Origin of the sequence: Mycobacterium sp. E1214 (assembly GCF_001666755.1) — a bacterium.
In the GTDB taxonomy this organism is placed as follows: Bacteria; Actinomycetota; Actinomycetes; order Mycobacteriales; family Mycobacteriaceae; genus Mycobacterium.
This window is the reverse complement of record NZ_LZJC01000001.1, coordinates 1-14041: the sequence shown is the minus strand read 5'-3', so window position 1 is coordinate 14041 and position 14041 is coordinate 1. Positions and strand designations below refer to the sequence as shown.

The following is a 14041-nucleotide window of genomic DNA, read 5'->3' as shown; positions in this document are numbered from 1 at the left end:
CGGCTCGGCCTGCAGGATCGCGCCGGTCTCCTCCGGCTCGTCCTGCTTCTCGGCCTCCGCGGCCGGGTCGGGCGCCAGCAGCACCTGGATCGCGTTGTTGAGGAACGCGACCGTCGGCACGGCCAGCAGGGCGCCGACGATTCCCGCCAGCACACCACCGGTCGAGATGGCCAGCACCACCCCGAGCGGGTGGATCGACACCGCGCGGCCCATCACCAGCGGCTGCAAGATGTGCGCCTCGAGCTGGTTGACGGCGACGAGCAGGCCCAGCGTGATCAGCGCGTAGACGATGCCCTTGGCCAGCAGGGCGACGACGACGGCCAGGAACCCGGCGACCACGGCGCCGACCAGCGGGATGAACGCGCCGAGGAACACCAGCGAGGCCAGGGGCAGCGCGAGCGGGATGCCCATGATCGCCAGCCCGGTGCCCACCCCGGCGGCGTCGGTCAGCGCCACCAGGAAGGTGGCCCGCACGTAGCCGATCAGCGACCCGTACCCGGCGACGCCGGCTTGGTGGACCCTGCCGCGGACGCCGGACGGGAAGATCTTCATGACGTACTGCCAGATGTTGCGGCCGCCGTAGAGGAAAAAGATCAGCGTGAACAGCACCAGCACCGCCGCGGTGACCAGCTCGGTGACGGTCGCCGCCGTGGACAGCGCACCGCTGGTCAGCTTGGCCTGATTGTTGCGCAGCGCCTCGATCGCGGCGTTACCCGCGCTGTCGATCTGCTCGTTGCGTAGGTGCGCCGGCCCGTGGATGAGCCACCGCCGCGTGGACTCGATGCTGCGGGTCACCTGTTCGGTGAGCCCCGGGATGCCGTCGATGAACTGCAGCACCACGAACGCCAAGATGCCGCCCAGCAGCCCGAAACCGCCCAGCAGGACCAACGCCACCGCGCCGCCGCGCGGCAGCGCGTGCTTGTCCAGCCAGTCGACCACCGGCACCAGGAGCGCGGACAGCAGCAGCGCCACCAGCACCGGGACGACGATGACTTCCAGCTGCTCGACCACCCACAGCACGGACAGGGCGGCGGCCAGGATCACCAGCAAACGCCAGGACCAGGCGGCGGTCTTACGGACAAGGGGTTCGACCGAGGCGTCGTCGGTGTTTGCCGGCATGCGGCAAGCCTATCCGCCAGGCGGCCCCGCCAAACCTGCCCAAACCGCGCCCCCGACAGCGGATTTCCGGGGCGGACGGGGCCGCGGACCGGTTTGCCGACCAACGTCGTCGGCACGATCCGGTTACGACGGCGACACGGCGGGCGCTGCGCGGCACGGCCCCCGCCACCTGCACCGTTACCCTAATTCACGTGTCGCACGACGCGCCCGCCCGCAATCTGCACTTGCCGCGTGAGGAAACCTCCCGCGGCAAGTACTGGTGGCTGCGCTGGGTGGTCCTCGGCGTCGTCGCGCTCGTCCTCGCGGTTGAAGTCGCGCTGGGCTGGCGCCAGCTCGCCAAGGCCTGGACCAGCCTCTACGAGGCCAACTGGTGGTGGTTGCTGGCGTCCGTCGCGGCGTCGGCCGCGTCGATGCACAGCTTCGCCCAGATCCAGCGCACGCTGTTGCGCTCGGCCGGCGTGCACGTCAAGCAGCTGCGCTCCGAGGCGGCGTTCTACGCCGCCAACTCGCTGAGCACCACCCTGCCCGGCGGGCCGGTGCTCTCGGCCACCTTCCTGCTGCGTCAGCAAAGGATGTGGGGCGCGTCGACGGTGGTGGCGTCCTGGCAGCTGGTGATGTCGGGGGTGCTGCAGGCGGTGGGTCTGGCGCTGCTCGGCCTGGGCGGGGCGTTCTTCCTGGGCGCCAAGAACAATCCGTTCTCGCTGTTGTTCACCCTGGGCGGCTTCGTCGCGCTGCTGCTGCTCGCGCAGGCGGTGGCGTCGCGGCCCGAGCTGATCGACGGGATCGGCTGCCGGGTGCTGTCGTGGGTCAACTCGGTGCGCGGCCGCCCCGCGGACGCGGGGCTGCACCGGTGGCGCGAGACGCTGATGCAGCTGGAATCGGTCAGCCTCGGCCGGCGGGACCTGTCGGTGGCGTTCAGCTGGTCGCTGCTCAACTGGATCGCCGACGTGGCGTGCCTGGGCTTCGCGGCCTATGCCGCCGGGGACCACGCGTCGGTCGCGGGGCTCACGGTCGCCTACGCCGCCGCCCGCGCGGTCGGGACCATCCCGCTGATGCCCGGCGGCCTGCTGGTCGTGGAGGCGGTGCTGGTGCCGGGCCTGGTGTCCAGCGGCATGTCGCTGCCCAACGCCATCTCGGCGATGCTGATCTACCGGCTGATCAGCTGGCTGCTGCTGGCCGCGATCGGCTGGGTCGTGTTCTTCTTCGTGTTCCGCACCGAGCCGTTGGCCGATCCCGACGACCCGGCGGACGACGCCCCGACCGGCCCGATCCCCGGGCTGGGCCGCGGCCTCCCCGGTGCCACCGATCCGACCGACACCGCCCTGCAGGGGCCGCTACCGCCCGACCGGGCGCCCGGCGCGCCGGACTAGCTATCCCGCGGTGTTGCCGCGCGGCGGGCCGGGCAGCGGGTTGGCGGCCGCCGGCGGGGCGGGCTGCGGCGCGGCCGGCGGGATCGCGGCCGGACCCGTCGCGCCGCCCAGCGGGGAGGCGCCCGCCGGGTTGCCGGGCAGCGCGGGCAGGCCGCCGGCGGCGCCTTGGGCCTGCTGCATCATGCCCAGCGCCTGCGACGGCGAGATCGGCAGCTTGCACTGCAGCGAGAGGTTGCTCAGCGGCTGCGCGATCGAGGTCATGTCCCCGGCGACCTTCGGGTTGGCCTCGAAGTAGGACTTGAGGCCGCCCAGCGACTGGGGGCCGGCCTGCTGCTGCAGCATCGACGTCATCGTCTGGTTGGTCTCCGGGTGCGAGTCCAGATAGTCGCCCATCGACTTCGACACGGACCCGACGGTGCGGGCGATCTCGCTGGCCGCGCAGGGGTCGTGGGCGCCGGTGGCGGAGCCACCGGCCAGCAGCGCGACCGCGGTGCCCGGCGCCGTCAGGGCGAGCAGCCCGGTGAGAATCCTGCGGCGTGCGTGCGCTGTCGTCATTGATGACTCCTCGTGAGTGTGCGATCGGCCCGCCGGCGGGCGGCGCCACGCGAACTAACGCCGCGAAACGGCTCGCCCCGCGCGAAAATCCCCGTCGCCGCAGGCCATCCGACATCCTGCCATCACCGGCGCCGAGCACGCCAAGTCGCGGGCGCGCATGTGACCCGGATCGCGCCCGTCACCGGTTCACAACAACTTCGCAGCGGGTTGGCAACAACACCGTCGTTGCAGCTCAGGAACTTGCGAAGCCCCTTTGCGGCACAGCGCGCTGGGGTATCCTCGCCAGCACGCGCGTTAAGCGAAAAACGGGGAGCCTGAAATCCAGCAGTTAATGATGCGCCTCAGCCGCAGCCTGCGTAGATACCGTTGGTTGGTCTTCACGGGCTGGTTGCTGGCATTGGTGCCGGCGGTGTATTTGGCGCTGACGCAGTCCGGAAACCTCACCGGCGGGGGTTTCGAAGTGGCCGGATCGCAATCCCTGGCGGTCCACGACCAGCTCGACAACCTCTATCACGACCAGGGGTCGTCGTCGCTGGCGTTGGTGGCCGCGCCCCGCCCGGACGCCAGCTATCAGGACATGAACGACGCGGTGGCGCTGCTGCGCGGGATCGTCGCCGAGTACCCCGGCGTGAGCGAGGCCCCCAACCCCACCCAGCGACCGCCGCAGCCCGACCGCCCGTTCGTGATTTCGCTGCAGCTCGACTCCCACAACTCGGGCACCAGCGACCTCGCCAAACAGCTCCGCAAGAAGGTCGGCATCAAGGGCGACCAGGCCGGCCAGACCGCCGACGGGCGGGTCCGCCTCTACGTCATCGGTCAGGGCGCCCTGTCCGCCGCCGCGGCCGCCAACACCAAGCACGACATCGCCGCCGCCGAGCGCTGGAACCTGCCGGTCATCCTGATCGTCTTGCTGGCGGTGTTCGGCTCCCTGGCCGCCGCCGCGATCCCGCTCGCCCTGGGCGTTTGCACCGTCGTGGTGACCATGGGGCTGGTCTACCTGCTGTCGGCGTACACCACCATGTCGGTGTTCGTCACCTCCACGGTGTCGATGTTCGGCATCGCCCTGGCCGTCGACTATTCGCTGTTCATCCTGATGCGGTTCCGCGAGGAGCTGCGCACCGGCCGCCAGCCCCAGCAGGCCGTCGACGCCGCCATGTCCACGTCCGGGCTGGCGGTCGTGCTGTCCGGGCTGACCGTCATCGCCTCGCTGACCGGGATCTACGTGATCAACACCCCGGCGCTGAAGTCCATGGCCACCGGCGCGATCCTCGCCGTCGCGGTGGCGATGCTGACCTCGACCACGCTGACGCCCGCGGCGCTGGCGACGTTCGGGCGGGCCGCCGCCAAGCGCTCGCCGCTGCTGCACTGGTCGCGGCGACCGGAAAGCACGCAGTCGCGGTTCTGGAACCGCTGGATCGGCTGGGTGATGCGCCGCCCGTGGATCTCGGCGCTGGGCGCGTCGCTGGTGCTGCTGGCCATGGCCGCGCCGGCCTCGTCGATGGTGTTGGGCAACAGCCTGCTGCGCCAATTCGACTCGGCCCACGAGATCCGCGCCGGCGTCGGGGCGGCCGCGCAGGCGTTGGGGCCCGGCGCGCTCGGCCCGATCCGGGTGCTGATCACCTTCCCGGACGGCGGCGCGGCGTCGCCCGAGCACGCGCAGACCATCGGCGCGATCCGGCAGAAGATCTCGCAATCGCCCAACATCGTGACGGTGTCGCCGCCGCAGTTCGCCGAGGACAACGGCAGCGCCCTGCTGTCCGCGGTGCTGTCGGTGGATCCCGAGGACATGCGGGCCCGCGAGACCGTCGGCTGGCTGCGCCACGAGCTGCCCGCGATTCCCGACGCCGGCACCGCGCGGGTGGACATCGGCGGACCGACCGCGTTGATCAAGGACTTCGACGACCGGGTCTCGGCCACCGAGCCGCTGGTGCTGGCGTTCGTCGCGCTGATCGCGTTCGTGATGCTGCTGCTGTCGGTGCACTCGGTGTTCCTGGCGTTCAAGGGCGTCCTGATGACGCTGCTGTCGGTGGCGGCCGCCTACGGAAGCCTGGTGATGGTGTTCCAATGGGGCTGGCTTAAGGAACTCGGCTTCGTCCAGATCAGCTCGATCGACAGCACCGTGCCGCCGCTGGTCCTGGCGATGACGTTCGGGCTGTCGATGGACTACGAGATATTCCTGCTGACCCGGATCCGGGAACGGTTCCTGCACTCCGGTAACACCCGCGACGCCGTCGCCTACGGCGTCAGCACCAGCGCCCGCACCATCACCAGCGCCGCGCTGATCATGATCGCGGTCTTCATCGGGTTCGCGTTCGCCGGCATGCCGCTGGTCGCCGAGATCGGCGTCGCGTGCGCCGTCGCCATCGCGGTCGACGCCACCGTGGTGCGCCTGGTCATGGTGCCGGCGTTGATGGCGATGTTCGCCCAGTGGAACTGGTGGCTGCCCCCGTGGCTGGCCCGCATCCTGCCGTCGGTCGACTTCGACAAGCCGCTGCCGGACGTCGACCTGGGCGACGTCGTGGTCATTCCCGACGACATCTCGGCGCTGGTGGCGCCGAGCGCCGACCTGCGGATGGTGCTCAAGTCCGCCGCGAAGCTCAAGCACCTGGCGCCGGACGCAATCTGCGTGACCGACCCGCTCGCGTTCACCGGCTGCGGCCGCCAGGAGCAGAGCCGCGGCCTGGGGCCGGGGCAGATCCCGCACCAGGTCAGCCTCGACGAGGAGAAGTCGCTGGTGGGCGCCGACGCGAAGGCCGGCGGTCGGCCGCACGGTGCCTCCGGCGCCCGGAAGCGCGCGGGCCTGTCGTCGCGCAACGGCATCGCCAAGGCGATCAGCGGGACGGACCGGCCGGTGCACCCGGTGACCCTGTGGCGGGGCCGCCTATCGGTCGCCATCGACGCGCTGGAGAGCGACCCCGGCCGCGGCGACGCCGATCAACCCCGATACGAGCGCAGCAGCCCGGTGGAAACCACCCACGTGCAGCTGCCCACCGGCGACCGGCTGCAGGTCCCGACCGGCGCGGAGGCGCTGCGCCTCAAGGGCTACCTGATCATGTCCCGTAACACCCGACGCGACTACGCCGAATTCGCCGACATGGTGGAGTCAGTAGAACCGGAGACCGCCGCCGTGGTACTGGCCGGAATGGACAGGTATTACTGTTGTCAATCACCGAGGCGGCAATGGATTGCCTCCCAGTTGGTTCGTCGACTGGCAGACCCCAACCCGTGTGACCTCGACGAGACCGCGGGATCGGACGCCGACGCTCACTCCGACTGGGAAGAGATCAGGCAGCGTTGCCTATCAGTAGCCGTAGCGATGCTGGAGGAGGCGAGGTGACGTTGGCATCGGACCGACGCCCTGCACCGCCGGCCCACCGGCCGGCCGTGGAAGAGCGCACGCGGGACAGCGAATACCCGGGCACCGGACAGGGCCCCGCGACCGAATCCGACCAGCCGGTCGAATTCTGGTCGACGGCCGCCATCCGGGCGGCGCTGCAGGGCGGCGAGATCGGCACCTGGAAGCGCATCGCCGCCGCGCTGAAGCGGGACCCGTACGGCCGGACCGCCCGCCAGGTCGAGGAGGTGCTGGAAGGCACCCGGCCCTCCGGGATCGCCAAGGCGCTGTGGGAGGTGCTGGAGCGCGCCCGCACCCACCTGGAGGCCAACGAGCGCGGCGAGGTGGCCCGCCATGTGCGGCTGCTCATCGACCGGTCGGGCCTGGGGCTGCAGGAATTCGCGTCCCGCATCGGGGTGGCCCCCGAAGAGCTCGCGGCCTACCTCGACGCCAGCACCAGCCCGTCGGCGGCGCTGATGATCCGGATGCGGCGGCTCTCCGACCGTTTCGTCAAGGTGAAGACCAGCCGCGACGCCAACTGAGGCGTCACCGCACCGGCAACACGTCGGCCACCAGCCAGGCGCCGTCACGCTTGGTCAGCGTCACCCGAAGCGCCGGCGCCGCCTGACTGGGCGGCTGGCCCGGCGCGTTCTGCGTCACCCGCAAGACCACCGCCACGCTGGCGGCCGACGGTCCCAGCGCCTCGACGCCGGCCGCCACGGTGGCGGCCTGGGCGGTGACCCGGTGCTGGGCCAGGTCGGCGCTGGACCGGGCGTACTGCTCCTTGAACGACGCCGCGTGCTCGGGGACGATCAGCGCCGTGGCCCGGTCGATGGTGCTGGTCGGTGCGGTGGGGCTGAACGACGCCATCGCCTCGGCCATGCCGGTCGCGACCTGCACCACCCGTTTCGAGTCGTCGGAGAACTCCCGGTCCGAGCGCGTCCAGTGCGTGTAGCCGGTCAGCACCGCCGCGCAGAGCGCCGCCGTGCACAGGAAGACGACGGCCAGGCGCAGCCCGGGCGCGTCGTCGTCGGTGCCGACGCTGACCGCATCGCGGCGCAGCAGCCAGAGGTTGATCGCGATGCCCTCGGCCACCAGCAGGATCAGGATCGACGCCCCGGAAACCCACCACACCGGCCAACCCAGCACCACACCGATCGCCAGCAGCGCGGCGACCGCGGCCAGCGGCGCCAGGATGTCGAAGGCGAAGAGCCGCCAGACGTTTCTCATCGGATCGACCCCAGCCCGGAGATCAGCAGCTTGCCGTCCACGTCGGAGACGTCGAGCCGCAGGTTCCAGTGCACGGTCTGCGGCTTGGCGCCGACGTTCTCGCTGACCGAGGTGGCGATCAGCAGCACCGAATCCGTTCGGCTGGCGAACGGCGGCAGCTTGGTGGGGATCGTCTCCGAGCCCGGCGGGTGTGCGGCGCCGGGCTGGGGGTCCAGGTCGTGGCGCACCGATTCGATCGCCACCGCGTCGATCCGGCCGGCGCTTTTCGACTGCAGCTTCTCCACCACCTGCCGGTAGGGCTGCACGGCGGCGTCGAAGTCGGCGTTGAGCTCCCCGACCGTGCCGTCGTGCAGCCGCTGCAAGCTGGCGTCGACGTTGCCGCTGTTCATGTTGATCAGCACGCCCGCCCAGTCGGCCGCGGACTGCATCACCCGGCTCAGGTAGCCCCGCTCGTCGGCCGCGTCGCGGTGTGCCGACCAGATCAAGCCGGCCAGCACGACCGCGGCCACCGACAGCACCCCGAGGAACGCCGACGCGAGGCCGTAGTTCGAGATCAGTTCGCCGGCCGCGTCGTCGTGGTCGTCGTCGTGGTCGGCGTCGGGCGCGGCATCGGGGTCGGCTTTGCCGTCGGCTTTCGGGTCGGTTTTCGGGTCGGCTGCTGCTTCGGGGCTGGATGGCTCGGTGCGCTCGCCGTCGGACATGGCCCGATCGTCGCACCCGGCAAAGATGGAAGGATGGCGGGGTGACAAATACGGCCCTCCGCTCGGGGATCGACCTGAGCTACGTCGACGCAGCCATCCGCCCCCAGGACGACCTGTTCGGTCACGTCAACGGACGGTGGCTGGCCGAGTACGAGATCCCGCCGGACCGGGCCACCGACGGCGCCTTCCGCGACCTCTACGACCGCGCCGAGGAGCAGGTCCGCGACCTGATCGTCGAGGCCAGCGAGCAGGGCGCGGCCGCGGGCACCGACGAACAGCGCATCGGCGACCTGTACGCCAGCTTCCTCGACGAAGAGACCGTCCGGCGGCGCGGGGTGCGGCCGCTGCTCGAGGAGATGGCCGTGATCGACGACGCCGCCGACGCCGACGCGCTGGCCGCCGCGCTGGGCGCCCTGCAGCGCACCGGCGCGGGCGGTGGCGTCGGGGTCTACGTGGACACCGACGCCAAGAACTCGAGCCGCTACCTGGTGCACTTCACCCAGTCCGGCCTCGGGCTGCCCGACGAGTCCTATTACCGCGAGGAGCGGCACGCCGCCGTGCTGGAGGCCTACCCGGGCCACATCGCGCGGATGTTCGCCCTGGTGTTCGGCGGGGAGCCGGCCGATCACCTGCAGACCGCCGAGCGGATCGTCGGCCTGGAGACCCGGCTGGCCGAGGCCCATTGGGACGTGGTCAAGCGCCGCGACGCCGATTTGAGCTACAACCTGCGCACCTTCGCCGAATTGCAGGAGGAGTCCGTCGGCTTCGACTGGCCCGGCTGGGCGGCCGCGTTCGGCACCAGCTCGGAGGCGCTCGCGGAAATCGTGGTGCGGCAGCCGGATTACGTGCGCACCTTCGCCGAGCTGTGGCGCAACGAGGATGTGCAGGTGTGGAAGAGCTGGGCGCGGTGGCGGTTGCTGCGCGCCCGTGCCGCGTGGCTGACCGACGAGATCGTCGCGGCGGACTTCGAGTTCTACGGCCGCCTGCTGACCGGCGCCGAGCAGATCCGCGACCGGTGGAAGCGGGCGGTGTCGCTGGTGGAGAGCCTGATGGGCGACGCCGTCGGAAAGCTCTACGTGCAGCGGCATTTCCCGCCGGACGCCAAGGCTCGGATCGACACGCTGGTGGACAATCTGCAGGCCGCGTACCGGCAGAGCATCGGCGAGCTGGACTGGATGACGCCCGAGACCCGGGAACGCGCCCTGACCAAGCTGGGCAAGTTCACCGCCAAGGTCGGCTATCCGAACAAGTGGCGGGACTACTCGACGCTGGTGATCGACCGGGGCGACCTGTACGGCAACTTCCAGCGCGGCTACGCCCTCGAGCACGACCGCGACCTGGCCAAGCTGGGCGGCCCGGTGGACCGCGACGAGTGGTTCATGACGCCACAGACGGTCAACGCCTACTACAACCCCGGGATGAATGAAATCGTCTTTCCCGCAGCCATTCTGCAGCCGCCCTTCTTCGACGCCGAGGCCGACGACGCCGCCAACTACGGCGGGATCGGCGCGGTGATCGGGCACGAGATCGGCCACGGGTTCGACGACCAGGGCGCCAAATACGACGGCGACGGCAACCTGATCGACTGGTGGACCGACAGCGATCGACGCGAATTCGGCGCCCGCACCGACGCGTTGATCGCCCAGTACGAGGGTTACACGCCCCGCGGCCTCGACGCCAAGCACCACGTCAACGGCGCCTTTACCGTCGGGGAGAACATCGGTGACCTGGGCGGGCTGTCGATCGCCCTGCTGGCCTACCAGTTGTCGCTCAACGGTGAACAGGCCCCGGTCATCGACGGCCTGACCGGCGAGCAGCGGGTGTTCTACGGCTGGGCCCAGGGTGTGGCGCACCAAATCCCGTGAGGCCGAGGCGATCCGGCGGCTGGCGGTGGACCCGCACTCGCCGCCGGAGTTCCGCTGCAACGGCGTGCTGCGCAACATCGACGCCTTCTACGACGCCTTCGGGGTCGCCAGCGACGACGCCCTGTTCCTGGACCCGCAGCAGCGGGTCAAGATCTGGAGCTGAGCGCCGGCTCGATCCGGGCGGGCACATGCTTGTGCCACGGCGTGCCCGCGTACGGGTCGCGCCAGCCGGTGGAGGTGAGCGCGTTGGGGGCGACGCCGGGAACGACGGTGCGGCCGTCGTCGTCGACGTAGTCCAGGCCGAAACCGTTGGGCAGCGCCGCGTGGCCGGCCAGCATCGTGTCGGTGATCTCCACCGTCGCCTCGGCGCTGCCGGTGGCCGTGCAGACGCGGGCGCGCGCACCGTCGGCCAGGCCCAGGGCCTGCGCGTCGGCCACGCTGACCCGCAGCGCCCCCTGGGCGTCCCGCTTGCGCCAGGAGGGGTCGCGGAAGATGTCGTTGGCGGTGTAGGCGCGCCGCTCGCCCACCGACAGCACGATAGGGAACTCCTCGGTGGTCAGCCGGGGTGGGGTGCGGGTCAGCGACCGCAATTCCTCGAGCATCTGCGGGATGTGCAGGGCGATCTTGTGGTCCGGGTGACTGATCAGCGCGAAGTCGTCCGAGTAGTTGTGCACCGTGATCGTCACCCCGGACGGGTTGTCGAGGATCGCGTCGAACAGCGCGTTGCCGTCGGCGTGGCCCGCGCGCCGCACCGCCTCGGGATAGGTGAGGGCGGTCTTTTGCGCCAGCCCCCACAGCGCGGCCGCGCCGCGCAGGCCCTCGGGGAGCGTCGGGCCGAGCGTCTCGTACAACACGTACGGCAGCAGCTTGGCCACCGTGGGATTGCCGGCCGCGGCGCCGAGGAACGCCTCGGTGTAGGCCTGGCGCCCGCGCGCGGCGGCCTCGCGCAGCGGGCGCAGGTCGTCGTCGGTCACCAGGTCGAGCGCGCGCACCAACCGCGCCCAGATCTCCGGCTCGGCCAGCGTCCCGGGCAGCGGCGGCAGCACGGGCCGGCGCAGCTGAAAGGTGTTGCGGGGGAACTCCAAATTGAAGAAGGTGGCCTCGGGCTTCTCGAACTGGGACGCGGCGGGCAGCACGTAATGGGCGAGGCGGGCGGTCTCGGTCATCGCGACGTCGATGACCACCATTAGTTCCAGCGCCCGGAAGGCCTCCCGACACGCGGCTGAATCGGCCAGCGAGTGCGCGGGATTGCTGCTCTCCACGATCATGGCGCGGAACCGATCGGGGTGGTCGGTCAGGATCTCCTCCGGCACGACATTGCTGGGCACCAGCCCACCGATGACGGGCGCGCCCGTGACGGGAGTGCGGCCGGAAAACTGCCCGAACAGCGGGGCCAACGACGAATGTAGATGCTGCGCACCGGGTTTGGCGAAGTTGCCGGTGAAGATCCACAGTAGCTTGTTCAAATACGAGCACAGCGTGCTGTTGGGCGCCTGCTGCACCCCGAGGTCCTCGAACACCGCGACGCTCGTGGCGGCGGCGATGCGCCGCGCCGCCGCCCGCAGCAGCTCCTCGTCGACCCCGCAGCGGTGCGCGTAGTCGCCGACCGGCACGTCGTGCAGCGCTGCCCGCACGGGTTCGGCGTCACGCACGTGCTCCGCCAAAAAGGTCTCGTCGCAGAGGTTTTCCTGCACCAGCACGGCCGCCAACGCCGCCAGGCACCACGCATCGGTGCCGGGGTGCACCCGCAGGTGAAAGTCGGACATCTTGGCGGTGTCGGTGACCACGGGGTCGATGACGATCATCGACCGCGCCGGGTCCTTGGCGATCTCGTTGAGCACCACCCGCGCCCGCGGGAAGCTCTGCGACATCCACGGGTTCTTCCCGACGAACACCGCGACCTCGGCGTGCTCGAATTCCCCGCGGGTGTGACCACCGTAGAGCTGGCCGTCGATCCAGGCCTCGCCGGTCTTCTCCTGCGCCAACGCGTTTGACCGGTATTTCGAGCCCAACGCCTTGAGGAAGGCGCCGCTGTAGGCGCCGCCGAGATGATTGCCCTGGCCACCACCGCCGTAGTAGAAGATCTTGTCGCCGCCGTAGGCGTCGCGGATGTGCTGGAAGCCCTCGGCGATCTCCACGATGGCGGTGTCCCAGTCGATCTCCTCGTAACTGCCGTCGGCCCGGCGGCGCAGCGGGGACGTCAGCCGCGCGCGGCTGTTCTGGTAGTGGTCCAGGCGCAGCGCCTTATTACAGGTGTAGCCCTGCGAGGCCGGGTGGGCCTTGTCACCGCGGATGCGGGCCAGTCGCCCGTCGGCGACGTCGACCACGATGCCGCAGTTGCATTCGCACAGGATGCAGGCGGTGGGCTGCCAGGCACTGCTCATCGTGGTGTCCTTTCGACTGCGCCCGTCAGGTTTGGGCGGCGGCCAACAGGTCGCGCAGTTGGCGGTGCGCGACGTCGAGGGGGGTCAGGTCGTGGCGGACCCGGGCCAGCACGATCGCGCCCTCCAGCGCGCTGGTGGTCAGCAGCGCCAGGTCCGCGGCCCGCCGCCGCGGGACGCCGTCGGCGATCAGGCGTTGCGCGATCAGGTCCGACCAGCGGTCGAACACCGCGGCCGCGCGCTCGATCACCGTGCCCTCGTCCGCTTCCACCGAGACCGCCACCACCGGGCAGCCGGCCCGAAACCCGGTCTTGAGCAGTTGCCGCCGGTACTTCTCGACCAGCGTGTCCAGCAGCTGGGCGCCGCTCTCGGCGCCGGCGATGATGCCCGCGATGTGCTCACCGGCGTAATCGACGGCCTCGCAGAGCAATTGGGTCCGTCCGCCCGGGAAGTAGTGGTACGCCGACCCGCGCGGCGCGCCGCTGTGTTCGAGCACGTCGGAAATCGCGGTGGCGTGGGCACCGCGCTCCCTGATCAGCAGGGCGGCGGACGCCACCATGCGCTCGCGTGGACCGGGCATCGGCACTCCTTCATGGCCACAGGCCTATATATGAGGCTATACATAACCCCCGGGCCGACGAAAGCCCCCTTTTTCAGGGGGCTCGCCGGAGCGGTCAGTTGAGCCAGTCGCTCGAGCCGTCGTTCTTCTTGTAATTGCCGCCGCTGGAATTCTTCACGACGATGGGATCGCCCGGCCCGAAGTTGTCGAAGAACCACTTCGCATTGGAGGGGCTGATGTTGATGCAGCCGTGGCTGACGTCGCGCTTGCCCTGATCGTCGACCGACCACGGCGCGCTGTGCACGTAGTCGCCGACGTTGTCGAAGCGGACCGCGTCCTCCACGGTCACCTTGTACCCATAGGTCGAGTTGACCGGCACCCCGTAGGTCGAGGAGTCCATCACCACCGACGCCTTCTTGTCCTGCACGTAGTAGGTGCCGTTGGGGGTCTGGTGGTTCCCGGCCGTCATGCCCATCGACATCGGGAAGGTCTTCTCCACGGTGCCGTTGCGGGTGATGGTGAGCTGGTGCGTGGCGTCATCGGCCGTCGCGATCAGCGTGTCCCCGGTCTGGAAATTGGTGACGGTGCCGCCGGCATCGACGGTGACCGCGGTGTGCGCGGGCCAGAAGCTCAGCGGGCGCCAGCGCAGCTGGGTCGGGGTCATCCAGTAGAACTTGCCCGGCACCGGCGGCACCGACGAGACGTGCACGGCGCCGATCGCCGCGTCGGCGTTCTCGACCGTTCCGGGGAAGTTGATGATGATCGGCTGGCCCACGCCCACCGTCGAGCCGGTCTTCGGGACGAACGAGGGCGGCCCGAAGGGCGGCGTGCCGGTGAACGGGGTGGGGTTCTGGCCGTCGGCCGGGTGCTGTGCGCGATCACGCACGGCCTGCTGTGGTCGGTGATCGCCCCGATCGCGGCCCGGCT

At 70.4% G+C, this 14041-nt stretch carries 9 protein-coding genes and 3 pseudogenes; 5 read left to right on the top strand and 7 right to left on the bottom strand.

The window, feature by feature from the left end:
* Positions 1-1119: AI-2E family transporter (locus tag A5700_RS00055; RefSeq protein WP_068204320.1), on the bottom strand; the 1119-nt coding region annotated here is incomplete at its 3' end.
* 191 nt (positions 1120-1310) lie between these two features.
* Between A5700_RS00055 and A5700_RS00050 the strand changes: the two genes are divergently transcribed.
* Entirely contained in the window at positions 1311-2489 is a 1179-nt protein-coding gene (locus A5700_RS00050; protein WP_068073826.1) for a TIGR00374 family protein, read from the top strand.
* On the opposite strand, the gene A5700_RS00045 is transcribed toward A5700_RS00050, so the two are convergent.
* A complete protein-coding gene (locus A5700_RS00045) occupies positions 2490-3044 on the bottom strand; it encodes a hemophore (protein WP_068073828.1) in 555 nt (184 codons plus the stop codon). It abuts the gene before it with no gap.
* A gap of 331 nt (positions 3045-3375) precedes the next feature.
* On the opposite strand from A5700_RS00045, the gene A5700_RS00040 reads away from it, so the two are divergent.
* Both A5700_RS00040 and A5700_RS00035 read left to right on the top strand, forming a co-directional pair.
* A complete protein-coding gene (locus A5700_RS00040) occupies positions 3376-6381 on the top strand; it encodes an efflux RND transporter permease subunit (RefSeq protein ID WP_068073830.1) in 3006 nt (1001 codons plus the stop codon).
* The gene (locus A5700_RS00035) at positions 6378-6920 is read left to right on the top strand and encodes a hypothetical protein (protein ID WP_068073833.1); all 543 of its coding nucleotides are present in this window, start codon (positions 6378-6380) and stop codon (positions 6918-6920) included. The genes A5700_RS00040 and A5700_RS00035 overlap by 4 nt, the downstream gene beginning before the upstream one ends.
* Positions 6921-6924: 4 nt before the next feature.
* Here A5700_RS00035 and A5700_RS00030 read toward each other — a convergent pair whose 3' ends face one another.
* Positions 6925-7608, bottom strand: coding sequence for a hypothetical protein (locus A5700_RS00030; RefSeq protein ID WP_068073835.1), 684 nt, complete (start codon positions 7606-7608; stop codon positions 6925-6927).
* On the bottom strand, positions 7605-8309 hold the full coding sequence (locus A5700_RS00025; RefSeq protein WP_068073837.1) for a hypothetical protein: 705 nt from the start codon (positions 8307-8309) through the stop codon (positions 7605-7607). The genes A5700_RS00030 and A5700_RS00025 overlap by 4 nt, the downstream gene beginning before the upstream one ends.
* A 41-nt stretch (positions 8310-8350) precedes the next feature.
* Here A5700_RS00025 and A5700_RS00020 point away from each other — a divergent pair.
* Positions 8351-10337, top strand: a pseudogene (locus A5700_RS00020) (M13 family metallopeptidase).
* Here A5700_RS00020 and A5700_RS00015 read toward each other — a convergent pair.
* The 3 genes and pseudogenes from A5700_RS00015 to A5700_RS00005 all read right to left on the bottom strand — a co-directional run.
* Positions 10321-12558, bottom strand: a complete 2238-nt coding sequence (locus tag A5700_RS00015; protein WP_068204318.1) for a molybdopterin oxidoreductase family protein — start codon at positions 12556-12558, stop codon at positions 10321-10323. The pseudogene A5700_RS00020 and the gene A5700_RS00015 overlap by 17 nt on opposite strands.
* Positions 12559-12583: 25 nt before the next feature.
* Complete coding sequence (locus tag A5700_RS00010; protein ID WP_068069758.1) at positions 12584-13135, bottom strand: TetR/AcrR family transcriptional regulator; 552 nt, start codon at positions 13133-13135, stop codon at positions 12584-12586.
* 94 nt (positions 13136-13229) lie between these two features.
* Positions 13230-13988 (bottom strand): annotated as a pseudogene (locus A5700_RS00005) (L,D-transpeptidase family protein); the annotation flags it as partial.
* Between A5700_RS00005 and A5700_RS26700 the strand changes: the two are divergent.
* A pseudogene (locus A5700_RS26700) lies at positions 13962-14041 on the top strand (hypothetical protein); the annotation flags it as partial. The pseudogenes A5700_RS00005 and A5700_RS26700 overlap by 27 nt on opposite strands.

Bases quoted from the DNA above. Each gene is read 5' to 3' on its own strand.
- A5700_RS00045 (WP_068073828.1), bottom strand. From the start codon at position 3,044: ATGACGACAGCGCACGCACGCCGCAGGATTCTCACCGGGCTGCTCGCC.
- A5700_RS00040 (WP_068073830.1), top strand. From the start codon at position 3,376: ATGATGCGCCTCAGCCGCAGCCTGCGTAGATACCGTTGGTTGGTCTTC.
- A5700_RS00030 (WP_068073835.1), bottom strand. From the start codon at position 7,608: ATGAGAAACGTCTGGCGGCTCTTCGCCTTCGACATCCTGGCGCCGCTG.
- A5700_RS00025 (WP_068073837.1), bottom strand. From the start codon at position 8,309: ATGTCCGACGGCGAGCGCACCGAGCCATCCAGCCCCGAAGCAGCAGCC.
- A5700_RS00015 (WP_068204318.1), bottom strand. From the start codon at position 12,558: ATGAGCAGTGCCTGGCAGCCCACCGCCTGCATCCTGTGCGAATGCAAC.
- A5700_RS00010 (WP_068069758.1), bottom strand. From the start codon at position 13,135: ATGCCCGGTCCACGCGAGCGCATGGTGGCGTCCGCCGCCCTGCTGATC.